Origin of the sequence: Streptomyces sp. 1-11, from assembly GCF_007176755.1 — a bacterium.
GTDB lineage: Bacteria > Actinomycetota > Actinomycetes > Streptomycetales > Streptomycetaceae > Streptomyces.
Genome location: NZ_BJTV01000009.1, coordinates 141,127 through 165,147 on the forward strand (window position 1 = coordinate 141,127; position 24,021 = coordinate 165,147).

Annotated in this window: 17 protein-coding genes and 1 pseudogene; 10 read left to right on the forward strand and 8 right to left on the reverse strand. The window is 74.0% G+C overall.

The genetic code is table 11. The annotated features are described in order from the left end of the window. Positions 1-2: 2 nt before the first annotated feature. Entirely contained in the window at positions 3-1,199 is a 1,197-nt protein-coding gene (locus TNCT1_RS20665) for an ABC transporter substrate-binding protein (RefSeq protein WP_143634299.1), read from the reverse strand. A 95-nt stretch (positions 1,200-1,294) separates the two neighbouring features. Continuing rightward, positions 1,295-2,326 carry an ABC transporter ATP-binding protein gene (locus tag TNCT1_RS20670; protein ID WP_143634302.1) on the reverse strand — a complete coding sequence of 344 codons (1,032 nt, stop codon included), beginning with the start codon at positions 2,324-2,326 and terminating at the stop codon, positions 1,295-1,297. Positions 2,327-2,418: 92 nt separating this feature from the next. Between TNCT1_RS20670 and TNCT1_RS20675 the strand changes: the two genes are divergently transcribed. The 3 genes from TNCT1_RS20675 (at position 2,419) to TNCT1_RS20685 (ending at position 4,866) form a co-directional block, all read left to right on the forward strand. After that, complete coding sequence (locus TNCT1_RS20675; RefSeq protein WP_174266374.1) at positions 2,419-3,177, forward strand: FadR/GntR family transcriptional regulator; 759 nt, start codon at positions 2,419-2,421, stop codon at positions 3,175-3,177. A 37-nt stretch (positions 3,178-3,214) separates the two neighbouring features. Next, positions 3,215-3,997, forward strand: coding sequence for a cache domain-containing protein (locus tag TNCT1_RS20680; protein WP_143634309.1), 783 nt, complete (start codon positions 3,215-3,217; stop codon positions 3,995-3,997). Positions 3,998-4,101: 104 nt separating this feature from the next. Next, positions 4,102-4,866 carry a family 16 glycosylhydrolase gene (locus TNCT1_RS20685; RefSeq protein WP_143634311.1) on the forward strand — a complete coding sequence of 255 codons (765 nt, stop codon included), beginning with the start codon at positions 4,102-4,104 and terminating at the stop codon, positions 4,864-4,866. A 22-nt stretch (positions 4,867-4,888) separates the two neighbouring features. Here the strand turns inward: TNCT1_RS20685 and TNCT1_RS20690 are convergent, their stop codons facing one another. After that, complete coding sequence (locus TNCT1_RS20690; RefSeq protein ID WP_143634314.1) at positions 4,889-6,367, reverse strand: glutamate-cysteine ligase family protein; 1,479 nt, start codon at positions 6,365-6,367, stop codon at positions 4,889-4,891. 108 nt (positions 6,368-6,475) lie between these two features. Then, positions 6,476-8,536: a SpoIIE family protein phosphatase gene (locus TNCT1_RS20695; protein WP_143634316.1), complete on the reverse strand. Its 2,061-nt coding sequence runs from the start codon at positions 8,534-8,536 to the stop codon at positions 6,476-6,478. A 160-nt stretch (positions 8,537-8,696) separates the two neighbouring features. Between TNCT1_RS20695 and TNCT1_RS20700 the strand changes: the two genes are divergently transcribed. Continuing rightward, entirely contained in the window at positions 8,697-11,159 is a 2,463-nt protein-coding gene (locus TNCT1_RS20700) for a SpoIIE family protein phosphatase (protein ID WP_143634318.1), read from the forward strand. A 39-nt stretch (positions 11,160-11,198) separates the two neighbouring features. Here TNCT1_RS20700 and TNCT1_RS36830 read toward each other — a convergent pair. Continuing rightward, a pseudogene (locus TNCT1_RS36830) lies at positions 11,199-13,037 on the reverse strand (acyl-CoA dehydrogenase); the annotation flags it as partial. Between the two features lie 407 nt (positions 13,038-13,444). Between TNCT1_RS36830 and TNCT1_RS20710 the strand changes: the two are divergent. The 5 genes from TNCT1_RS20710 to TNCT1_RS20730 all read left to right on the forward strand — a co-directional run bounded on the left by TNCT1_RS20710 (position 13,445) and on the right by TNCT1_RS20730 (position 18,534). Then, positions 13,445-14,128, forward strand: coding sequence for a ScbR family autoregulator-binding transcription factor (locus tag TNCT1_RS20710; RefSeq protein ID WP_143634320.1), 684 nt, complete (start codon positions 13,445-13,447; stop codon positions 14,126-14,128). A gap of 148 nt (positions 14,129-14,276) precedes the next feature. Beyond that, on the forward strand, positions 14,277-15,515 hold the full coding sequence (locus TNCT1_RS20715) for a cytochrome P450 (protein WP_143634322.1): 1,239 nt from the start codon (positions 14,277-14,279) through the stop codon (positions 15,513-15,515). 266 nt (positions 15,516-15,781) lie between these two features. Further along, on the forward strand, positions 15,782-16,429 hold the full coding sequence (locus TNCT1_RS20720; protein WP_143634324.1) for a ScbR family autoregulator-binding transcription factor: 648 nt from the start codon (positions 15,782-15,784) through the stop codon (positions 16,427-16,429). 193 nt (positions 16,430-16,622) lie between these two features. Next, positions 16,623-17,684: a YihY/virulence factor BrkB family protein gene (locus TNCT1_RS20725; RefSeq protein ID WP_143634326.1), complete on the forward strand. Its 1,062-nt coding sequence runs from the start codon at positions 16,623-16,625 to the stop codon at positions 17,682-17,684. A gap of 55 nt (positions 17,685-17,739) precedes the next feature. Further along, the gene (locus TNCT1_RS20730) at positions 17,740-18,534 is read left to right on the forward strand and encodes an SDR family NAD(P)-dependent oxidoreductase (RefSeq protein ID WP_143634328.1); all 795 of its coding nucleotides are present in this window, start codon (positions 17,740-17,742) and stop codon (positions 18,532-18,534) included. An 11-nt stretch (positions 18,535-18,545) separates the two neighbouring features. On the opposite strand, the gene TNCT1_RS20735 is transcribed toward TNCT1_RS20730, so the two are convergent. Next, positions 18,546-19,772, reverse strand: coding sequence for a cytochrome P450 (locus TNCT1_RS20735; RefSeq protein WP_143634330.1), 1,227 nt, complete (start codon positions 19,770-19,772; stop codon positions 18,546-18,548). 519 nt (positions 19,773-20,291) lie between these two features. Between TNCT1_RS20735 and TNCT1_RS20745 the strand changes: the two genes are divergently transcribed. Then, complete coding sequence (locus tag TNCT1_RS20745; protein ID WP_143634602.1) at positions 20,292-21,665, forward strand: tannase/feruloyl esterase family alpha/beta hydrolase; 1,374 nt, start codon at positions 20,292-20,294, stop codon at positions 21,663-21,665. A gap of 123 nt (positions 21,666-21,788) precedes the next feature. Here TNCT1_RS20745 and TNCT1_RS20750 read toward each other — a convergent pair whose 3' ends face one another. Further along, a complete protein-coding gene (locus TNCT1_RS20750; protein ID WP_143634334.1) occupies positions 21,789-23,372 on the reverse strand; it encodes a glycerol-3-phosphate dehydrogenase/oxidase in 1,584 nt (527 codons plus the stop codon). Beyond that, positions 23,369-23,968, reverse strand: coding sequence for a TetR/AcrR family transcriptional regulator (locus TNCT1_RS20755; protein ID WP_143634337.1), 600 nt, complete (start codon positions 23,966-23,968; stop codon positions 23,369-23,371). The genes TNCT1_RS20750 and TNCT1_RS20755 overlap by 4 nt, the downstream gene beginning before the upstream one ends. Between the last annotated feature and the right edge of the window lie 53 nt (positions 23,969-24,021).

Consider the following 24,021-nt stretch of genomic DNA (forward strand, 5'->3'; position numbering starts at 1 on the left):
GCTCAGCCCTTGATCTCGGTCCAGGCCTGGACCCACTTGGCGTACGGCACGCAGCGGACGCCGGTGCGGCCGTCCAGGCACTGCTCGATGGGCGTGTTCCAGAAGGCGATGTTCTTCCAGTAGCCCTCGTCGGAGGCGTGGTAGGTCGTGCAGAAGTTCTTGTCACTGGTCTCGGCGCACGCCTTGGAGTTGGCCGGCGCCTCTCCGAAGTACTCGGCGACCTGGGCGTTGACCTTGGGCGAGACGATCCAGTCGAGCCACTTGTAGGCGCAGTTGGGGTGCTTGGCCTTCGCGGAGACCATCCAGGTGTCGGACCAGCCGGTCGAACCCTCCTTGGGCACGAACGCCTTGACCCTGGCGCCCTCGTCGGCGGCGAGGCTGGCGATGACCTGCCAGGTGGTGCCGATCACGGAGTCCCCGCTCTTGAAGGCGGAGACCTCCTTGAGGTAGTCGCCCCAGTACTCGCCGATGTCGCCGTTCTGCTTCTTCAGCAGCGCCACGGCGGCGTCGAACTGCTTCTGGTCGAGCGCGTAGGGGTCCTTGATCTTCAACTCGGGCCTGGCGACCTTGAGGTAGAGGGCCGCGTCGGCGATGTAGATCGGCGAGTCGTAGGCGGTGACGTGCCCCTTGTACCGGGCGGCGTCGTCGAACACGGCCGACCAGGAGGTGGGCGCCGGGTTCACCTTGGCGGTGTTGTACATCAGCAGGTTGGCGCCCCGGCCGTGCGGGATGCCGTACATCCTGCCCTTCACGGAGTTCCAGGCGCCGTTCTTCAGCCCGCTGAAGATGTCCTTGTAGTTGGGGACCAGCGAGGTGTTGACCGGAGCCGCGTCGCCGGAGGCGATCAGTCGCAGGGAGGCGTCGCCGGAGGCGGAGACCGCGTCGTACTCCCCGGTCTTCATCAGCTTGACCATCTCGTCCGAGCTGGCGGCGACCTTGGAGTGGACCTGACAGCCGGTCTGCTTCTCGAAGCCGCTGACCCAGTCGACCTTGGGGTCGTTGGAGCCGTCCTCGACGTATCCGGCCCAGGCGATCAGATTGACCTGGCCCTCGGTCCGGCCCAGTTTCGTGGGCGCCTTGAGGTCGGGCGGGTTGAGACCGGAGGCGGGGGAGCCGCCCGAGCCGGAGGAGTCGCAGGCGGCGGCCAGCAGAAGTGCGGCTGCGGCGGCCGCGGCCTTGAGAGTACGGGTGAGACGCACGACGTTCTCCAGGGGTGAGGGAGCCTTGCGCGGAGCGGGACGGCGGGAGGGGGAGTGGGGAAGGGGTCCGGGGCGGGGCGGGACGGGCGGGAGGGTCAGGAGGGCAGTGGGACGGCGTGTCCGCGGTGCCAGCGCAGACGGACCCGGGACCCGCGGAACGCGGCGACGTCCTCGGAGGAGGTCTCCAGGTTCTGCTGCAGGGCGGTGAGCCGGCCGCCGCCGTCGAGGTCGACCAGGAAGCGGGTGGCGTCGCCGAGGTAGACGACCTCGGCCACGGTGCCGGTCGCGGTGGCGTGCCCGGGCTCGTCCGCCTCGGCGGACTCCTTCAGCACGCGGATCTTCTCCGGGCGGATGTTGTACGTGCCCGCCGCGCCGACGATCCGCCGGGCCGTCTCGCCGTCCAGCAGGTTGGAGGTGCCGACGAAGGAGGCGACGAACGCGGTGGCGGGCCGCTCGTATATCTCCGCCGGCGTGCCGACCTGGGCGATGCGGCCCTGGTCGAAGACGGCGATGCGGTCGCTCATCGTCAGGGCCTCCTCCTGGTCGTGGGTGACGAACACGAAGGTGATGCCCACCTCCCGTTGCAGCGCCTTGAGTTCGACCTGCATCTGCTCGCGCAGTTTCAGGTCGAGGGCGCCTAGCGGCTCGTCGAGGAGCAGGACGCGCGGGCGGCCGACGAGGGCGCGGGCGAGGGCGACGCGCTGGCGCTGGCCGCCGGACAACTGGGAGGGGCGGCGCCGGCCGTAGCCCTCGAGGCGGACCTCCGCCAGCGCCTTGCGGGCGCGCACCAGGCGTTCGGCCTTCGGCACCTTGCGGATCCGCAGCCCGTAGGCGACGTTCTGCTCGACCGTCATGTGCGGGAACAGGGCGTAGTCCTGGAAGACGGTGTGCACGTCCCGTTCGAAGGGGGCGAGGCCCGTGACGTCCTGCCCGGCGAGTTCGACGCTGCCCCCGGTCGGGGTCTCGAACCCGGCGATGAGCCGGAGGACCGTCGTCTTCCCGGAACCGGACGGGCCGAGCATGGAGAAGAACTCCCCGTCCCGGACGTCCAGGTCGACTCCGGCCACGGCGGTCGTCTCACCGAAGAACTTGCGCAGATCCTGCAGCCGGATCGCAATTCCCTCCATGCGGGAACCTTTCTGGGGCGCTCAACGTTGACCGCAAACATATGAAGTCATAGTTCTGAACTCAAGAGCCCCTTAAGGTAAAGCTTGAGTCAATGCACGAGGTGGTGGACGTGAGGCAGCACGAGAGAGAAGGCGGCGCGCGCATGGCCGTCTTCGCCCCGGTGGACGGCCGGGCGCGCGTGGACGCCGTCGTCCGCCGCATAGGGGACGCCATCGAACTCGGCCTGCTCGCCGACGGCGAGCAACTGCCCGGCGAGAGCGACCTGGCCGGCCGGCTCGGCGTCTCCACCGTGACCCTGCGCGAGGCGCTCATGGCGCTGCGGCAACAGGGCCTGGTCACCACCCGCCGGGGCCGCGGCGGCGGCAGCTTCGTCTCCCTGCCCGAGGTCCCCGCGGCCGGCCGGCTTCAGGCCCGGCTGCGCGGCTGGAGCACCGACGAACTGCGCGACCTGGGCGACCACTGGGCCGCCCTGTCCGGCGCCGCCGCCCGCCTCGCCGCCCGGCGCACCGAGCCCGGCGACCTGGACCCGCTGCGCCGTACCGCCGAGGAACTGGCGCTGGCGCGGGAGGCGTCCGCGCGCAGCCGCCTGTACGGCCGCTTCCACGTCGAACTCGCGGCCGCCGCCCAGTCCGCCCGGCTCACCCGTGAACAGGTGGCCCTGCAGAGCGAGGTGGGGGCGCTGCTGTGCCTGGTCCTCGGCAGCGACGAATATCGTGAAGAAGTGGCGGAGCGTCACCGGTCCGTAATCTCCGCCGTGCAGGATGGGGCCGACCAAACGGCCGGCACGCTGGCCGAGCGGTGCGTCGGGGACGCCACGGAACGGCTCGTCGCCGCACGCCTCACGCTCTGAACGCGCCGCGCCCGGTTCCCGTCCGCTGGAGGACACCATGGGCTGGAGCCCTGGGCGGGCCGTCTCGGCGGCCGCCACGCTGGACACGGACGTCGCCACCTGGGTGGCCTCCCAGGTGGGCGGCGCGCTGGAGTCGGTCTTCGACGCCGTCGCGGCCACCCGCGCCGACACCGCGGACCTGCTCGCCAGGGTGTCGGCACGCGGCCGGCGCCCGGTGAGCGCCGACCTCGCCGCCCTGCGCCCCGGACTGCACCGCCGGCTGACCGGCCAGGAACTGGTCTCCGGGGCGGGCTTCGTGGCGGCCCCCGGCCTGCTGGCCGACGTGCCGGCGTGGCTGGAGTGGTGGCAGCAGGACGGCGACGGAGACCTGCGGCCCCTGCTGCTCGACCTCGACCCCGGTCACTCGGCCTACTCCGACTACACGCACTGGGACTGGTTCACCCTGCCCCGCGACACCGGCCACCGTGCCGTGGCGGGCCCCTACGTCGACTACCTCTGCTCCGACGAGTACAGCCTCACCCTGTCCGCGCCCGTCACGACGGCAGGGCGCTTCGCCGGGGTGGCCGCCGCCGACGTCTACCTGCGGCACTTCGAGGCTGTCGTGCTGCCCCTGCTGCGCCGGCTGCCCCGGCCCGCCCACCTGGTGAACGCCCGCGGCCGGGTCGCCGCCTCGGCGGACCCCGCGCACCTGGCCGGCTCCCTCACCAAGGGCCCCCGCTTCGGGGACCTGCTCACCGGTTCCGCGTCCGCCGATCACCCCGGGCTGCGCCTGGTGCCCTGTCACGGCGTCCCGCTCGTCCTCGTCCTGCGCGAGGACTGAACACGCGGGCGCGTGCGCGGGCGCCGTTCACCCGGACGGGTCATTCCCACGGCGTTCCGGCCGGTCCGGCGCATGGGAGGGCCCCGGCCGGTGAGACATCGGTCATGGAACAACCGACACCGAGCGGCCCGGTTCCGGCTCCGCGCACCCCGGCCGGGTCCGACGTGGTGTTCACGGCGGACTTCGGCTCCGAGCGCCAGTGGGTCGCGGGCCGTTCGTGGGCGTATCCCGACGGCGGCCCGGTCAACCCCGGCGACGACAAACTCGACCACCTGGTGTCCGACGCCGCCTACAGCCGCTCGGGCGTCTTCCGGGCCCGGCGCCGGCCGGACGGCCTGTGGAACACCGGACTGCTGACCACGGAGGGCAGCCGGGAGGCCTTCCTGGTCCGGTCGGGAGACGTCCTCACCGCGCGGGTCAGGCTGCCCCGGGAGACCGGCGCCTGGCCGGCCGTCTGGACCTGGCGGGACGGCGGCCAGGAGATCGACGTCTTCGAGTACCACCCCGACAACCCCGACCTGCTGGAGTTCTCCAACCATGTACGCGGCGGCGGGAGCTACTTCCGCGACGACGCCGTGCGCCCCGGCGCCTGGGTGGACCTGCGGACCGACTTCGGCGCCCGGTCCGTCGTGTGGTGGGTGAACGGCGCCCGGGCCTTCGCGGACCGGCGAGGGGTCGGCTCCGGCTGGCACGCCCACCTCATCGTCAACCTGTCGGTCTGCGCCGGGCGTTACCACCCCGCGCCCGACGGGTCGGCGACCGGCATGTCGTTCGAGGTGCGGGACCTCGTCGTGCGGCGGCCGCGCGGCGCCCCGGCGCGCGAGGGGGAGGAGGCGGTGGCGGACGGCGGCGAGCGGCGGCCCGGCTGACGGGCCGCCCCGGCCCGGGGGTTCAGTCCACCGGCCAGGTGTGGACCGGGGCGTTGAGGTGCATGTAGTCGATGTACAGCTCGGTCATGCGGCGCAGCGCCTCGTGCCGGCCGGCCCGGGTGCCCGCCTCGATCCGGTGGAACATCTCCTTCTGCCACACCGCCCCGTTGCGGGCGGTGACACAGCGCTGCTCGATGACGCCGAGCAGCGGCTCCCGCCAGGCCGAGTCCATGCCGGAGTGCTCCAGACCGCGGTGCGCCAGCGGCAGCAGGCGACGCAGCACCAGTTCGGGCACCGGCACCTCGCCCATCCCCGGCCAGTACAGCAGGGCGTCGATCCCGTGCCGGGCCGCCGTGTGGAGGTTCTCCTCGGCCGCGGCGAAGGACATCCGCGACCACACCGGCCGGTCCTCCTCCACCAGGGCGCGCGTCAGACCGTAGTAGAAGGCGCCGTTGGCGAGAGTGTCGGCGACGGTCGGCCCGGCCGGCAGCACCCGGTTCTCCACCCGGACGTGCGGCTTGTCGTGGGCGATCGCGTAGACCGGCCGGTTCCAGCGGTAGATGGTGCCGTTGTGCAGGGACAGTTCGGACAGGCCGGGGATGTCCCCGCGGTCCAGCGTCTCGCCGGGATCCTGCTCGTCGCACAGCGGCAGCAGGGCCGGGAAGTAGCGCAGGTTCTCCTCGAACAGGTCGAAGACGCTGTTGATCCACCGCTCGCCGAACCACACCCGCGGCCGCACCCCTTGGACCTTGATCTCCTCGGGACGGGTGTCGGTCGCCTGCTCGAACAGCGGCACCCGGGTCTCGTGCCACAGCTCCTTGCCGAACAGGAACGGCGAGTTGGCCGCCAGCGCCACCTGCACCCCGGCGATGGCCTGCGCCGCGTTCCAGTAGTCGGCGAAGTTCTCCGGGGCCACCTGCAGATGGAACTGGGTGCTGGTGCAGGCGGCCTCCGGGGTGATCGTGTCGGCGTACGTCCGCAGCCGGTCGACGCCGTCCACCTCGATCCGCAGGTCCTCGCCGCGCGCCGCGAAGACCTGGTCGTTCAGCAGCCGGTACCGGGGGTTCTCCGAGAGCGTCCCCTCGCCGATGTCCTCCTGCCGCAGCGTGGGCAGGATGCCGATCACCACCAGGCGCGCGCCCACCGACCGGGCCCGCTCGTCCGCGTGGTTCAGGGCGGCGCGGATCTCGGACTCCCAGGCGTCGGGCCCGCCCTCCGTCAGCGCGCGGGGCGGCACGTTGATCTCCAGGTTGAACCGCCCCAGCTCGGTCGACCAGGAGGGGTCCGCGATCGCCTCCAGCACATCGGTGTTGCGCATGACGGGCTCGGCCGCGTCGTCGACCAGGTTCAGCTCGATCTCCAGCCCGACGCTGGGCCGCTCCGCCTCGAAGAGCTGCTCGCGCAGCATCTGCGCGAGGACGTCGAGACACTTCTGCATCTTGATCCGGTACCGGCGCCGGTCCTCACGGGTGAAGACGAGCGCCGGGACGTCGCGTCCCATCGGCCCTCCTGGATCGCCCTCCTCGCCAGACCTCTCGTCCCAGGGTGGCACCACCGGGCGAACCGCACCATGCGGGGCGGGTCTTGCCCGGCACGGCCCGTACGGGCGTCACAGCGCCCGGGCGACGAGCAGCGCCACGTCGTCGTGGTCCTCGGGATTGCGCAGCCCGTACAGCAACTGGTCGCAGGTCTCCTCCAGCGGCCGTCCGGGATCGCCGAGGAAGCCGAGGAGCACCTCCAGGCGGTCGTCGATGGGGTGCTGCCGGGTCTCCACGAGGCCGTCGGTGTACAGCACCAGCAGACCTCCGGGCCCCAGCTCCACCGTGGCCGTCTCGAACTCGACGCCGCCGACGCCGAGCGGCGCCCCGGAGGGCAGGTCGAGCAGCTCCGCCGCCTTGCCGGGCCGGGCCAGAGCGGGCGGCATGTGCCCCGCGTTGGCGATGGTGCACCGCCGGGTGCGGGGGTCGAACACGGCGTACAGGCAGGTGACGATGTAGTGCTCCAGGTCGCAGGTGATCCGGTCCAGGTGCTGGAGCACCGCGTCGGGGGCCAGGTCCAGGTCCGCGTAGGCGCAGGTCGCCGTGCGCAGCCGGCCCATGGTGGCGGCCGCGTCGATGCCGTTGCCCATGACGTCGCCCACCACCAGCGCCGTCTTGTCGTCGGCCAGCGGGATGACGTCGTACCAGTCGCCCCCCACCTCGCTGGTGGCCTGCGCGGGCTGGTAGCGGGAGGCCAGCTCCAGACCGGTGTGGTGCGCGGAGTGGTCGGGCAGCAGGCTGCGCTGGAGGGTGAGCGCGGTGTTGCGCACGCTCTGGAACCAGCGGGCGTTGTCGATGGCGATGGCGGCACGGCCGGCCAGCTCGCCGGCCAGCACGACGTCGTCGTCGTCGAACGGCAGCGGGTTGCGGGTGCGCTTGAGGTCGAGCGCACCGAGCACCTCGCCGTGCGCGACCAGCGGCACGGCGAGGTACGAGTGCACGCCCGCCCGGGCCAGATAGTCGCCCGCCTCCTTGTCGCGCGCGATGCGGGCCAGGTCCCCCCGGCCGACGCGCCGGACCAGCACCGGACGGCCGGTGTGGACGCACAGGGTCACCAGCCGGTCGCCCCCGTAGGAGGCGAGGTCACCGGGCGGGTCGGCGGCCCGCAGCGCCACGGTGGGGTGCGCCGCGCGCAGGGCGAGGGCACGGAACAGTTCCGGGCCGTCCGGGTGGCGTGCACGGCGAAGGGCCAGGGCCGAGTCGAGGACGTCCACGGCGACCACGTCGGCGAGCCCCGGAGTGGCGATGTCCGCCAGCTCGCGGGCGGTCTGCTCGACCTCCAGAGTGGTGCCGACCCGGGTGGAGGCCTCCGCGATGAGCGCCAGCCGGCGCCGGGCCCGGTCCGCCTCGGCGGCGGCGTGGTGCCGCTCGGTGACGTCGACGACCGAGGCGGCCGCGCCCAGGACCCGCCCGCCGGGGTCCTCCAGGCGGTAGAAGGACAGCGACCAGGCGTGCTCGTGCTCCGGGTCGGAGGGCGGCAGGCCCACGTGGTACTGGTCGAGCAGGGGCAGTCCGGTGGCGAGCACCTGACGCAGGCAGGACTCGACGGTGCCCACGTCGAAGAAGGGCAGCATCTCCCGCAGCCGGCGCCCGATGTGCTGCTCGGCGGGGACGCCGTCGATCCGCTCCAGCGCCGGGTTGACCAGCAGGTAGCGCAGGTCCGGGTCCAGCAGGGCCAGACCGATCGGGGACTGGTTGATCAGCCGCTCGCACAGGGCCAGATCGGTCTCCACCCGCTGCAGCAGCGTGTGGTCGGCCGCGATGCCCAGCGCGTACACGTCGCCGACGTCGTCGAGCAGCCGCATGGTGCGGAACTCCGTCAGGCGGCTGCTGCCGTCCTTGTGCCGGATGGGGAAGGCGCCGGCCCACCCCCGGCCGGTCTGCAGGACCTCGGAGAACAGGCTCACCACGGCCTGCAGATGCTCGGGCCGGACCAGCAGCTGCGCCGCGTACCGGCCTAGGACGTCCTCGGCGGTGTATCCGAACAGGTCCTCGGCCTGCGGGGTCCAGAAGACGATGCGGCCGCTGGTGTCCAGGGCGACGGCGGCCACGCTGAGCACGTCCAGCAGGCCGGTCGGGCGGGGCCGCTCGGGGCTCTGGTCGTCGTCGGCGCGGAAGGAGTCCACTGCCATACCGGATCCACCTCCACCGGCCGGTCGTCGGGAGCCTGCGCCGAACGCTGCCGGCCGGTACCTCCATGCTGCCCCCGGCGCCGGGCCCGCCCCAACCGCAGAGCGGTCCGTGCGCTTCGCGCGGACTGGCAGCACCATGGATAGGACGGAGGTCGAACCGATGGAACCTGCCGGACCGGGCCGCGACGCGTCGACGCCCGCGGCGTCGCGCGATCCCCTCGACGCCTCCACCGACGCGGTGGCGGTGCTGTCCGCCGACGGCGTCGTGACCGGCTGGTCCCGCGGCGCCGAAGCGCTGCTCGGTCATCGCGCGGCGGACGTCGTCGGCCGTTCCGCCGCCCGCCTGCTGGCCGGTCCCGGGGACCCGGCCCGGGCGGCCGCCGTCGCGCGGCACTGCCGTGCCGGGATGGGCTGGAACGGCCGGATCCGGCTGCGCCACCGCGACGGCCGCGGCCTCGACCTCGACGTCCGGGTCTCGGCGCCCTTCCGGATCCGCGACGAGGAGTGCTTCCTGGTCTCCGCGCGTGAGGAGCGGACGCGGTGGTCCGTGGGCCAGTCCGTCCTCGACGGGTTCCTGACCCGTTCGCCGGTCGGCATGGGCGTCATGGACCTGGGCCTGCGCTGTGTGTGGCTCAACGACACGCTGGAACGGTTCGGCGGTGTGCCGCGGGAGCAGCGACTGGGGCACCGGCTGAGCGAACTGCTGCCCGGTCTGCAGGCCGAGGTCCTGGAGGGGCGGATGCGCAAGGTGCTGGCGACGGGGGAGCCGGTGACCGACTACGAGTACGTGGGCTGGAGCTGGGCCGATCCCAACCGGCAGCACGCCTACTCGACGTCCTTCTTCCCGCTGGTCGACGCCGAGGGCGCCCGTAACGGCGTCTGCTACATGGTCCAGGACGTCACCGAGCGGTGGAACGCCCGCCGGCTGCTGTCCCTGGTGAGCGAGGCCGGCACCAGTATCGGCAGGACCCTGGACGTGCCGGCCACCGCGCAGGAACTGGCCGACTTCGCGGTCCCGCGGTTCGCGGACCTCGTCGTCGTCGACCTCCTGGAGCCCGTGCTCGGCGCCGAGGGCCGCGGCGCCCGGGAGGCGGGCGCCGGCCGGGCGGGCGGGCCGCCGGCGATGCGCCGCGCGGGCCTGCGGTCGGTGCGCGAGGGCTGCCCCGAGGCGGTGGCCGGGGCCGAGGAGGAGGTGTGCTTCCTGCCGCCGCCCGGCGACGGGAACCTGCTGATCAGCGGTGAGCCGGTGCTGGTCCCGGTCATCGACCCGGCGGACCCCGCCTGGCGTGCCGGGGCGCCGGTCCGGGCGGACCGGCTGCGCCGGTTCGGCCTGCACAGCCTCATCTCCGTGCCGATGCGGGCCCGCGACACCGTCCTCGGCCTCGCCAGCTTCTTCCGCTCGGTCAACCCGGTGCCGTTCGGCCCCGACGACGTACTGGTGGCCCGGGAACTGGTGGAGCGGGCGGCGCTCTGCGTGGACAACGCACGCCGGTACACCCGGGAGCACACCGCATCGGTCACCCTGCAGCGCAGCCTGCTGCCGGACGTGGTCAGCGGCGGCACGGCGGTCGACGTCGCCTCCTGCTACCGGCCGGCGGACGCGTCGGGCGGGGCCGGCGGCGACTGGTTCGACGTGATCCCGCTGTCCGGGGCCCGGGTGGGGCTCGTCGTCGGCGACGTGGTGGGGCACGGCATCTCCGCGGCGGCGAGCATGGGCCGGCTGCGCACGGCCGTCCAGACCCTCGCCGCGATGGAGATGCCCCCCGACGAACTGCTGGCCCATCTCGACGACCTGGTGCTGCGGCTGAGCGAGGAGGAGTCCGGACGCGACCAGGACAGCCGCAGCACGGTCACCTTCATCGGCGCGACCTGCCTCTACGCCGTCTACGACCCGGTCGGCGGCCGGTGCACGATGGCCCGGGCCGGGCATCCGCCGCCCGTCGTCGTCCCGCCGGACGGGCCCGCCCGTTTCCCGGACGTCGCGGCCGGACCGCCCCTGGGACTGGGCGACATGGCCTTCGAGTCCGCCGAGTTCGTCCTCCCCGAGAACAGCCTCCTCGGCCTCTACACCAACGGCCTCATCGAGGGCGCCGACCACGACATGGAGGCCGGCATGGGCCGGCTCGCCCAGGTGCTCGCCAGGTCCGGGGCCGGCCTCGACACCCTGTGCGCGTCCGCCGTGCGGCGGCTGGTGCCCACGCCCCAGCCGGACGACGTCGCCCTGCTGCTGGCGCGCACCCATGCCCTGGGCGCGGACCGGGTCGCCTCGTGGGACGTGCCCGCCGAACCGGCCGCCGTGGGGCGTGCCCGCGCCGAGGCGACCCGCCGGATGACGGACTGGGGCCTGGGCGAGCTGGCCATGACGACCGAACTCATCGTCAGCGAACTGGTCACCAACGCGATCCGCTACGCCCGCTCTCCCATCCGGCTACGGCTGGTCCGCGGCACCCGGCTGACCTGCGAGGTCAGCGACGCCAGCAACACCGCCCCCCGGCTGCGGCACGCCCGCAGCACGGACGAGGGCGGACGCGGGCTGTTCCTGGTGGCCCGGCTCGCCCACCAGTGGGGGGCCCGTCACGAGGCCGACGGAAAGGTCATCTGGGCCGAGCAGGAGATCCCGTGACAGCGGCCGGCCGTGGCCGTCGTCGGAGTGGTCGGTGCAGTGGTCGGCGAGCGAGGCGGGGCCCGGGCCGGCCATCGGGATGGCGTCCAGGTACTCCCGGGGCAGGTCGAACGCCTCGACCAGGTCGCTCATGCGCGGCGCCAGGTCGCGCAGGAGGTCGTCGAGGAGCTGGGGGAGGGCGCGGACCTGGTCGCCGGAGAGGTGGCCGTCGGCCAGCAGGTCGCCGGTGAACTCGCCTATCTGCGCCAGCAGGAACAACCGGCACAGCCGCTCCAGCAGTTCGCCCGCCCCGGGGCGGCGCGCCCGGGCCACCGCGGCCAGGAAGGCGTCGGCCGCCTGCAGCCGGGCGTGCACCGAGACCATCTCGAGGGCGGCCGAGGAGGCGCCGTTCCACCGCTCCACCGGGTCGCCCGAGGGTCCCCGGCGCAGTGCGGCCCTGGCCCGGTCCTGCCAGACGGCCTCGGCCCGGGCCAGCAGCCCGCGCAGGTGCCGGAGGTCCGCCAGCCGCTCGACGCCGCCGGGGGGTTCGGGCTCCTGGCGGGGCGGCTGGTGCTCGAAGAGCATCTCGGCGGCCGCCTTCACCCAGATCACCAGGTTGTCGCCCTCGGCGGTGATGGTGCCCTCGATGTACTGCGGGAACTCCGACAGGCCGTTGGCGGCGAACAGGCCCTGCGCGCCGCAGCGTTCCCGGCACTCGACCGTGATGTCCCGGGCCTGCCAGGTGATCCAGCCCTTGGCCACGGCCACCAGCCGCTCGGCCGCCGCCCGCTCCCCGGCGTCACCGGCGGTGCGCCCGAAGGCCCAGCGGGCGAGCGCCGCCCGGTGCAGGAAGGTCATGGCGTAGGCCGTGGCGATGCCCTTCAGCAGCCGCCCGTGGTGCGAGCGGTGGGCGTTGACCGGGACGCGCTCGCCCGCCCGCGGCCCGCTGACCAGCCGGTTTTCGCCGTGGCGCACGGCTATCGCGAGCGCCGCCCGGGTAGCGCCGACGGCGGCGCCGCTCATGCACAGCTTGCCCATGGTGACCCTGCCGATCGAATGCAGGAACCGCTTGCGCCGGTTGCCGAGAGAGCTGTGCAGCCGGCCCTCGGCGTCCAGCCGGCCGTGCTCGGACTCCAGCAGGGCCTCGCGCGGCAGCGCCACCCGGTCGAACGCGGTCAGGCAGTGGTCCACCGGGGCCCCGGTGCGCATCGGCAGCCGGCGGACCCGGACGCCCGGCAGCAGCCCCCGCTCGTCGCTCAGCGGGGTGAGGAACAGGAAGACGCCCTCGTCCCGGCCCTCGACCAGGAGGCGGGCGGCGACCACGGCGCTCTTCGGACCGCCCGTCATGCTGGTGTTGGGCATGAACTTCTGCGCGCCGGCGTGCGGGGTGCTGAGCACGAACCCGCCGGTCGCCGGGTCCAGTTCGGCGGTGGTCTCCAGCGCCGAGGCGTCGTTGCCGTGGTCCAGCTCGGTGCACAGAAACGTTCCGGTGCGCCGCAGCGCGGTGAAGTCGGACAGGTCCCGGCGCCCGGCGCCCCCGTGGTCGAGCAGGCTGCCGAGGAAGAGGTTGTAGTGGATGCTCGCCACCGTGCACAGGCCCCCGCCGCCGTCCACGATCGCCGCCCACTCGTGCAGCGCCGCCAGCGACTCGGGGTCGTCCGCGAGCCGTTCGGCGCCTCCGGCCGTGTCGTTCACCAGCCGCAGCCACTCGTAGGAGAGTGCGGCGCGCTCGGCGGCGCCGAGTCCGGGGCGGTGCCGGAAGGTGTCCTTGGCGATGAGGTCGCGCCACATCCCGTGGGCGCGCTCGCGGTCGTCGCCGAAGAGGAGCCGGGTCAACTCGCCGCGCTCCCCGAGCTCCGGCGGAGAGGGGACATGTACCTGGGACGTCAAAAGGGTCATGACCCTCTCCCGTGGTCGCAGATCCGGCAGGGTGGGTTGCGCAGGGTCAGAAGATACGGACCTCCCGGTTTGCTTATCAAGCCAAGTTTCTGCCAACGCTGGCCGAACGGGGGTGCTTTGTAAACCTCCCGGAGCGCCACCTCGGGGGGGACGCCCGTCACTCCCGCGGGCGGCCGGCTTCCCCCGGGGCGGCCGGCTTCCCCGTGCGGGCCGGGCCGGGCGGGGCATTGAGATACCGGGCGACAGGTTTTATCGTGGCGTCGGCGACGGCCCGGGGAGCCCCGCGCACCCGGTGAGGGGGAGGCATCCATATGGTTGAAAGGCCATCTTCCGGGGTGGCACGATACGTACCTGTCGGTTTCTTTTCGTGGCCGACCGGTCCGTGAAGCCAGTGCGGAGGATAGGCCGTGGCCCTGCAGGAACGAGCGATCAGGACGAGACGCAACATCCTGGTGGCGGCCGCCGAGGTGTTCGCCGACGTCGGCTACGAGGCCGCGACCATCTCGGAGATCCTCCAGCGGGCGAACGTCACCAAGGGCGCCCTCTACTTCCACTTCGCCTCGAAGGAGCAGCTCGCCCAGGCGGTGCTGACCGACCAGCTCAAGTCGGTGCCGGAATCGCCGCCGCGGCAAGTGGTGCTCCAGGAAGGGCTGGACGCGGGCTTCCTCCTCGCCCACCTGCTGGGCTCGGGGGATCCCCTGGTGCGCGGCAGCATCCGCCTCACCGTGGACCAGGGCTCACCGCACGACGGCCTGGACCGGAGGGTGCCGATGGCCTCCTGGGTCGACTACAACGCGACGCTGCTGGAACGGGCGAAGGCGAACGGGGAGCTGCTGCCCCAGGTCGACGTCCAGTCCGCGGCGAAGGCGTTCGTGGCCGCGTTCACCGGGGCGCAGGTGCTCTCCAAGATCATGAACGACCACGCCGACCTGATGGAGCGGGTGGTCGACCTCTACCGGCACCTGATGACCAGCATCGCGGTCCCCGCGGTCCTGGTGCGCCTGGACATGTCGCTCGACCGGGGCCGACGCGTCCACGAAGAGGCCATGGAACTGCGCGGGGAACCGGTGAAGGCCCCGGCCGCCGGCTGAACGGAGGGCTTCCGCCGGGCACGGCCGCCGGCCCCCTCCCGGACACCGGGGGGTGCGGGCGCCCTCCGGCGCGCGGAAGCGGACATCGCTTCCATGGGCACGTCGCCACGCAACAACGTGATGCAGGACCGACCCAGGGAGCACACCGATGGAACAGACCGCCTGCCCTTACGCCTTGGACCTGTTGGGCGGGGACCACATGGGCGAGGCCGCGACGCTGCGCGCCCAGGGCCCCGCGGTACAGGTCGAGTTGCCCGGCGGGGTCCTCGCCTGGGCCGTCGTGCGGCAGACGTACGTGGAGCGGCTGCTGACCGACCCGCGCGTCTCGCGCAGCGCGCGCCTGCACTGGCCGCCGTTCGTCGCGGGCGAGATCACCGAGGAGTGGCCGCTCTACCCGTGGGTGGCGAACGAGAACATGCTGTTCGCCTACGGGGAGCACCACACCAGGCTGCGCCGGCTGATGGCCGGCGCCTTCACCGCGCGGCGCTCCGAGGCGCTGCGGCCCCGCGTGCGGGAACTGTCGGCCGAACTGCTCGGCGAACTGGCCGCGCTGCCGCCCGGCGCCCCGGTCGACCTGCGCACCGCCTACGCCGAGGTGCTGCCGCTGCGGGTCATCTGCGAGCTGTTCGGCGTGCCGCGCGGCGCGGAGACGGACGCCCTGTCCGCAGCGCTGAGCACCGTGTTCAGCTCCACCGTGCCCGCCGCCGAGATGGAGGCCGCCCGGCTGGAGGCCTTCGGGCGGCTCGCCGCACTGGTCGAGGCCAAGCGGGAACGGCCGGGCGACGACCTCACCAGTTCGCTGATCGCGGCCCGGGACCAGGGTGACCGGCTCACCGAGGACGAACTGCTCGGCTCCCTCTTCATGTTCATCGCCGCCGGCCAGGACACCACCGCCACCCTCATCACCAACGCGGCCGGCGCCCTGCTCACCCACCCCGCACAACTGGCGCACGTGCGCGCGGGCCGCGCCGGCTGGCCGGACGTGGTCGCCGAGACCATGCGCGTGCACACGCCCGGCGCCTACGCCCCGATGCGCTTCGCCGTGGAGGACATCGACCTGGACGGGGTGCGGATCCGCAAGGGCGACTGCATCCTCGTCAACTTCGCGGCGGGCGGCCACGAGACCGAGCGGCACGGGCCGGACGCGGACCGCTTCGACCTGCTGCGCGAGCGCGACCGGGACATCCTCGGCTTCGGCCACGGACCGCACCGCTGCCTGGGTGCGCCGCTCGGGGAGATCGAGGCGGCCTCCGCGCTCTCCCGGCTCTTCGAGATGTTCCCGGACGTGCGACTCGCCTGTCCGCCCGAGGAGTTGGCGCCGCTGCCGACGTTCATGCTGAACGGCTACCGGTCGCTGCCCGTCCTGCTGCGCCCGCAGGCCTCCTGAACACGCGCCGGCGCCCGCCGGACGTCCGCCGCCCGCCCCGGGCGGCGGACACCTCCCGCCGCCGCGGCCGGCCGCACACGCGGTTCAGCCCGTCACCGGCCCGGCGAACTCGTCGGCGCGGCGCAGCCGTTGGCGAGTCCGCACCGGGTTTTCGTCCCGGCCCCACGCCGGGCCTTGCCGTGCCCGTCCCCCGTAAACATACTGAACGTGCGGTTTACGGGGCTCGGGAGAGGCCTGCCTCCGCGCCGGCCCAGGAGGAGGGCGTCATGGTCCAGCAGGCACGGGCGGCACGCACCCGGCAGGCCCTGATCCGCGCGGCGGCGGAGGCCTTCGCCCACGACGGCTACGCCCGCGCCTCCCTGCCCGCGATCAGCGGACGGGCCGGGGTCAGCGCCGGCGCGCTGCACTTCCACTTCCCCAGCAAGGACGCCCTCGCCCGCGAGATCGAGGGCGCCGCCGCCTGCTCGGTGCGGGAGTTGGCCGAGTGCGCACGGTCCGCGGAGTCCGGGGCGGCGGGGACGCTGGTCGCCGCGATCCGCCGGCTGGTGACGGCCCTGGCCGCCGACCCGGTGGTGCGCGCCGGATTCGTGCTGAGCGCCGACCCCGCGCGGGGCGACGGGACGGCGGTGCTGGACACCTGGCACGACTGGGTGCGCGACACCGCCCGGCAGGCCCATGAGGCGGGGGAACTGCGCGCCGGCGTCTCACCCGAGGGCGTGGCCACGGTCGTGGTCGCGGCGACGGTGGGCTTCGAGCGGCTCGGGGGGCCGGGGCGCGACCCGGAGTCGGAGGAGCGCATGCTGGAGTTCTGGACCTGCCTGCTGCCCCGGCTGACCGCCGCCGCGCCCGCCCGGATGCCGGCCGGCGAGCCGGTCGCCGTCCGGGGCGCCGGAAACAGCATGGCTGGTCTGTAGCCGGCCGTTCCCCGTCGTCGCGCGTCCTCGCGCGTCGTCGCTCATCGTTCCGCGCCGGACGCACCACGAGCGCCCCGCGGCGCGCGCCGAGCCGGCATTGGCCTACCCCGCCGCACGGGCCGCCTGACGGCGAACCGTCCGTGCCCCCCGCCCCCGAGCTGCGTAACCACGCCCTGCGGGGTACCCGGTGCCCATGGCAAAACTGCATCTTCCAGGGCACGGGGACCACCACGACGACGAGGCGCGGGAGCCCGAGCCGCCCTCGCCGCAGGAGGCCGGGCCCGGCCCGGAGGTCCAGCGGCGCGAACCGGAAGCGCCGACCAAGCTGCCGAAGGCGGCCTGGGGCCGGGTCCTCAAGGGCTCGCTGCGCGAGTTCAAGGACGACGAGCTGACCGACCGGGCCGCGGCGCTGACCTACTACAGCGTGCTGTCCCTCTTCCCCGCCCTGCTGGTGCTGGTCTCCCTACTGGGCATCACGGGCAAGTCGGCCACGGACAAGGTGCTCACCAACCTCAAGCACCTCGCCCCCGGCCCGGCCCGCGACATCCTCACACGCGCGGTGGAGCAGCTGCAGGGCAGCGCGGGCACCGGATCCGTCCTGGCGATCGTCGGCGTGGTGCTGGCCGTCTGGTCGGCCTCTGGCTACGTCGCCGCCTTCATCCGCACGGCCAACGCCGTCTACGACGTCCCCGAGGGCCGGCCGATATGGAAGATCCTCCCGGTCCGCCTCGGGGTGACGGTCGTGCTGATGGTGCTCGCCGTGGTCAGCGCCCTCATCGTGGTGTTCACCGGCGGCATCGCCCGGCGCGCCGGTGAGGCCCTCGGCATGGGCGACGCGGCGCTGACGGCCTGGGCGATCGCCAAGTGGCCGGTCCTCGTCGTCCTGGTCACCGTGATGATCGCGATCCTGTTCTGGGCGACCCCGAACGCCAAGGTGAAGGGGTTCCGCTGGATCACCCCCGGCAGCTTCCTGGCCCTGCTCCTGTGGATGATCGCTTCGGCCGGGTTCGCGCTGTACGTCGCCGGGTTCGCCTCGTACAACAAGACCTACGGGGCGATGGCCGGCGTCATCGTCTTCCTCGTCTGGCTGTGGATCAGCAACCTGGCGATCCTGCTGGGCCTGGAGTTCGACGCGGAGACCGCACGGCAGCGGGCGATCGCCGGCGGCAACCCGCCGGACAAGGAGCCGTACGTCGAGCCGCGCGACACGCGCGCGTGGGACGAGCGGGACGTACGCCGGCTGGACGACGCGTGAGCGAGCGGGGCCGCGATCCGGTAGGGCGGCCCGCGCGCGGGGAACCCCTCGTCGCATGCACATCGATCTGACAGGACGCACCGCCCTGGTCACCGGCTCGACCCAGGGCATCGGCGCCGCCATCGCCGCCGGTCTCGCCCGCGCCGGCGCCCGGGTGGCGGTGAACGGACGCAGCGAGGAGAGCGTGTCGGCGGCGGTCGCCGCGCTGGGCCGGGAGGTCCCCGGCGCCGAACTGGTGCCGGTGGCCGCCGACGTGGCGAGCGAGGAGGGAGCCGAACGGGTGACCCGGGCGCTGCCGCGGGTGGACGTCCTCGTGAACAACCTCGGCATCTTCGGATCCGCCGACCCGCTGGAGATCACCGATGCCGAATGGCGGCGGTACTTCGAGGTCAACGTCCTGGCCGCGGTGCGGCTGACCCGGGCGTACCTGCCCGGCATGACCGAGCGCGGCTGGGGGCGTGTCCAGTACGTCGCCAGCGACTCGGCCGTCGTCATCCCGGCCGAGATGATCCACTACGGGATGTCCAAGACGGCGCTGCTCGCGGTCAGCCGCGGCTTCGCCAAGAAGGCGGCGGGCACCGGCGTGACGGTGAACTCCGTCATCGCCGGGCCCACCCACACCGGCGGCGTCGAGGACTTCGTGTACGAACTCGTCGACCGCTCCCTGCCCTGGGACGAGGCCCAGCGGGCCTTCATGCGCGAGCACCGCCCGCAGTCCCTGCTGCAACGCCTGATCGAGCCGGAGGAGATCGCCAGCATGGTCGTCTACCTCAGCTCCGAGCAGGCCTCGGCCACCACCGGGGGAGCGCTGCGCGTCGACGGCGGGTACGTCGACGCGATCCTGCCCTGACCCTTCGCGCGCTACCAGGTCACCGGCAGGATCCGCGGCCCGCGGATCAGTCCATCGCGCTGGAACTCCACGTCCTCGGCCGCCACGGCGAGCCGCAGCCGCGGGAAGCGGCCGAGCACGGCCCGGATCATGACCTCGGCCTCCATCCGGGCCATCAGGGCCGCCAGGCAGAAGTGCGGGCCGTGCCCGAAGGCGAGGTGCCCGGCGCCGTCCCGGGTGAAGTCGAGGACGTCCGGGTCGGGGAAGACCGACGGGTCGCGGTTGGCGGCGACGTACGCGTTGTAGACGACGTCGCCCGCCCGGATGAGCCGCCCGCCGACCTCCACGTCCTCGGTGGCGATCCGGGGGATCCCCACGCCGTTGCGGTGGGGCACGAACCGGTACAGCTCCTCCACCGCCTTCGGCACCAGCGCCGGATCCCGCCGCAGCCGGTCGAGGTGGCCCGGATGGGTCAGCAGCGCGTACATCATGGAGCCGCTGTTGTTGCGGACCGCGTGACCGCCGCTGACGTAGACGGCCATGGCGAGCGAGACCGCCTCGTCGTCGCTGATCTCGCCCGCCGCGGCGGCCCCGGCCAGCACACTGGCCAGGTCCTCCCGGGGATCCTCGCGGCGGCGCGCGAGCAGGCCGACGACCCGGGCGCGGGTCGCCTCCCGCGCCGCCCGGTTGCGGTCACCGCCGTCCGGGTCCTTGGACAGCAGCGCCTCGGAGTTTCCGGTCCAGTCGCGCCAGTCGTCCTCGTCCGCGCCGAGGAAGAAGCACACCACGGCGATCGGGAAGGGCGTGTGCAGGTGCTCCATGAGGTCGGCGGGCGGCCCGGCCTGCTCCATGCCGTCGAGCATCCGGTGCGCCGTGCGCTCCGCCGGCGGGCGCAGCCGGTCCATGCCCCGGGCGGTGAACGCCCGGGCCACGACCCGGCGCAACCGGGTGTGCCGCGGCGGGTCGGTGTACTGCAGCCCCGCCGACTGCGACGCCACGGCCACGGGCGCCATGCTGGTCACCGCCCGCCCGACGATCCCCGCCCTGGAGAAGCGCGGGTCGGAGGTGACGAAGCGGACGTCCTCGTAGCGGGTGACCAGCCAGGCGTCCCCGGAGCCGTACGGCAGCGTGATCCGGGCGACCGGCTCGTCGCGGAGCACCTCGTCCAGGAACGGGTCGGGCTCCAGGGCGGGCAGGTCGTCGACGGGCCAGTGCCGTACCCGCGCGGCAGGCGCCGCGGGTTCGGTGTCGAAGCTCATGTCGCATCACTCCTGACTGTCCCGGTTACCGAAGTGCCGGCCCGCCGGCGGACGGTACGGCAGTCAGCAGGTCCCGTGCTCCACGCCGGAGTACCCGGGGGAGGGACCGTGGCGGGGCGGACGCGGCCGCCGGACGACCGCCCGGACCGGCCGCGGCGCGCCGCGCTCTCCGCCCGGCCGCGGGCCAGGCCCGGGCGCCCGTCCGGCACCGTCCGCGCCGCCTCGCCCGGACGGCCGGGGCGGTCCGCCACCGTCGGCCACGCTCGGTCCCTTCGACGCACCTGTGTGTAGCGTGCCGCAGCCGCCGACGGCCCGCACGCCGGGGCGGTCCGGGCGCTCACGCCGACCGGACGCGCCGTGCCTCGCCACCCCGGGGCGCCCCCATGTGCGTGCCTACCACCGGTGACGCTCGCGATGTGTGGCTGCCGACCATGTTCCGGCAGGCGTGGGAGGCCAACCATGTGCACGGCACGCTCCAGCACCTCCGTACCCGCACCACCGGACCCGGAAGGCCGCACCATGCACCCCAGCCGTCGAACCACCCTGCTGTCCGCCGCCCTGCTCGCGGCGGCGACCGTCACCCCCGCGGCCTCGGCCCGGGCCGCCGACGGCTCGCCCGGCCGGCGCCCCGGGCGGGGCCGGGTCACGGTCCCGGGTGCCGAACTGCAGCAGATCTCCCGGCACGACGACCTGACGACCAGCGCCCTCGCCGGCACGCCGTACACCGACACCGCCGACTGGGCCGGGCTCGCCGCCAAGGGCACCGTCAACCCCACCGGCGTGCCCGGCCTGCAGATCGACGGCTACTTCCCGGGCCCCTCGCGGCTGAACACGCTGCACGGCTGGAACCACGACGCCCAGTTCGTGATCCGGCTGCCCGACGACTGGAACGGCAAGCTGGTCGTCACCGGCGCACCGGGCGTGCGCAAGCAGTACGCGATGGACACCCTCGTCTCCGACTGGGTGCTGGGCCAGGGGTACGCCTTCGCCGCGACCGACAAGGGCAACAACGGGCCCGACTTCTACACCGACGGCAGGCGGCCCGGTGACGCCGTCGTCGAGTGGAACCGGCGCACCACCGAGCTGACCCGCGCCGCCAAGGCGGTCGTCGCCCAGCACTACGGGCACGCCCCGCGCCGCACCTACATGACCGGGATCTCCAACAGCGGCTACCTCACCCGGTGGCAGCTGGAGAACCACCCCGAGCTCTACGACGGCGGGGTGGACTGGGAGGGACCGCTGTGGCGCGCGGAGGGCCCGAACCTCTTCACGTTCCTGCCCACCGCCGTCGCCCGCCAGCTCGGCCGGGCCGGCGACGAGGACATGTACGCGGCCGGGTTCGCCCGCGGCTCGGAGTTCCTGTGGCCGTACCACGAGAAGGCCTACTGGGGACTGACCCAGAAGACCTACCGCGCAGAGTTCGACCCCGGCTACGACCCCGACTGCCCCGGCGCCTCGGCCGGTTCGACGGTCGAGGAGATCTTCGCCCCCTGCCCCTCCGACGCCGGCTACGACTACGCGTCCCGGCCCCGCGCCGTCCACGACGCGGTCGCCCGGGTCGCGCTCACCGGCCGCATCGGCAAGCCCATGATCACCGTGCACGGCACCCTGGACGCGCTGATCCCCATCCGGGTCCAGTCCGACCTGTACGCCCGGATGATCGCCGAGCAGGGCCGCTCCAGGCTGCACCGCTACTACCGGATCGAGGGCGGCACCCACGTGGACAGCCTCTACGACACCTACCCGGACCGGCTGCGCCCGATCCTGCCCTGCTACCGCGCCGCCTTCACCGCCCTGACGGCCTGGGTGGAACGCCACGAGGAGCCCCCGGCGAGCGGCACGGTGCCCCGGCCGGCCTCCGGCGACCTGGTGAACACGGGCTCGCTGACGTGACCCCGTAGCCCCCGCTGCGGCGGCCCCTCGTCGCCGACGTGACCGCGCGGCGGCTGTCCCGGAGTGGCTGTCGCCGGGCGGCACCGCGTCCCGGGACCGGGCCGGCCGGGGCCGGCCCCGGCCTCAGCGGTGTGCGGCGGTCGCGCGCTCCAGGGCGTCGTGGGCGGTGGCGAGGGCCTCGGCGCGGTCCTCGGGGACCAGGCCGATGCGGGTGCGGCGGTCCAGCAGGTCGGCCGCGTCCAGGGCGCCCTCGTGCAGCGCGGCCCAGACGAGTTCGGCCCGGGTGACCGGGTGGCCCGGCAGCACGGGTTCCGCCAGCGCGGGATCGCGTTCGGCCAGGGCCCGGACGGCCGGCGCCTCGGTGCCGTGCCGGCGGACCAGGCGGCGCGGCACGGGCAGGGACCGCAGCAGCCCGGGCGCGGCGGCGCCGACCAGCGGCAGCTCCGCGGTGGGGGAGGGGCGGGCGGTCAGGCCGCGGGCCGCCAGGGCGGCGTCCACCGCGTCCTGCGCCATCCGCCGGTAGGTGGTGAGCTTGCCGCCGACGACGGTGGTCACCCCGTCCGGCGAGGTCAGGACCGCGTGCCGGCGGGAGATGTCGGAGGTGCGGGCCGGGGCGTCACCCGCGCTCGCGGACCCGCCCGCGTCCAGCAGCGGGCGCAGCCCGGCGAAGGCCCCGACGACCTCGTCCCGGTGGACCGGGACGTCGAGGACGGATCCGAGCACGTCCAGCAGGAAGCCGATGTCGGTCTCGGGCACCTCCGGCACGTCCGGCAGGGGGCCGTCGACCGGTTCGTCGGTGAGGCCGACGTAGACCCGGCCGTCGCCCTGCGGCAGGACCAGCACGAAGCGGTTGGTCTCGCCGGGGATCGGGATGTGCAGCCCGGCCGGCAGCGTCCCGAGCCGCTCCGAGCGCAGGACCAGGTGGGTGCCGCGGGAGGGGCGGATCCGGATGCCGCCGGCCAGCTCGCCGGCCCACACCCCGGTGGCGTTGATCACCAGGCGGGCGCGGATCCCGCCCTCCTCGCCGGTCAGTTCGTCCCGGACGCGGGCGCCGGTCCCGGTCAGTTCCAGCGCCCGCACCCGGGTCAGCACCCGGGCGCCGTGCGCGGCGGCGGTGCGGGCCAGGGCGGTCACCAGCCGGGCGTCGTCCGTGACCCGGCCGTCCCAGGACAGCAGCCCGCCGCGCAGCCCGTCGGCGCGCACCGCCGGCGCCAGGTGCCGGGCCTCCGTGGCCGACAGCCGGCGCGGCGCGGGCAGCACCTGGCGCGGCGTCCGCGCGGCCAGCCGCAGCATGTCCCCGGCCCGGAAGCCGGCCCAGGCCAGCGAGGCCTGGGCGCGTGACACCAGCGGGGTCAGCGGCAGCACGAACGGCTGGGCGGCCACGAGGTGCGGGGCGGTCCGGGTCATCAGCACCCCGCGCTCCACGGCGCTCTCGTGGGCGACGTCGAACTGGGCGGAGGCCAGATAGCGCAGCCCGCCGTGGATCAGCTTCGAGCTCCAGCGCGAGGTGCCGAACGCCAGGTCGTGGGCGTCGACCGCGACGACGTCAAGACCGCGGGCGGCCGCGTCCAGGGCCGCTCCGGCGCCGGTGGCGCCGAGCCCGACGACCAGGACGTCGCAGACCCGGCCGTCCGCGGCCTCGGCGAGCTCGCGGGTGCGCCGGGCCGCGCTGAGGGACGAGCCGGGTACGGCCTCGGGACGGCTCATGGCGTCAGGGTCCTCTCCAGAAGGGTGCGCAGCTCGCCGAGCAGGGCGGCGGAGTCGAGGGCGGGGTCGTCCTCGTCGGTCATCGTGCGCAGGGACAGGGCGAAGGACTGCACCACCAGCAGCAGGGCGCGGGCCTGCCGCTCGGTGTGGGCCGTGCGCACCGAACCGTCCGCGTGGCCCTCGCGCAGCGCGTCGGCCAGCAGCGCCAGCAGCGCCTCCTGGCTGGTGCCGCGCCGGTCCAGGACGTAGGGGAGCAGCAGTTCGGGGTCGACGTCGACGATCTTCCGGAAGAGGGGGTGTGCGCGGAACGCCTCCACCCCCGCCACCAGCCCGTCCACGATCCGGGCCCGGGTGGGCGTGTCCGGCGCGGGCTCCGGTATCGCCCGGGTGGCCACGCCGATCCACTCACGGGTCATCAGATCGCCCACCAGGGTGCGCAGGTCGGGCCAGCGCCGGTACAGCGTCATCCGTGAGACACCGGCGCGGCGGGCCACGTCGGCCAGGGTCGTGCGGCGCACCCCGACGGCCAGCACGCAGTCGCGCACCGCGTCGAGCACGGGATCGCTGTCCGAACCGTTGTGACGAATAGGCGTCATGTGTCACAGTGTAACGCCCCGGGAGCCGGGCGGAGCCGCCGCCGCGCGAACCG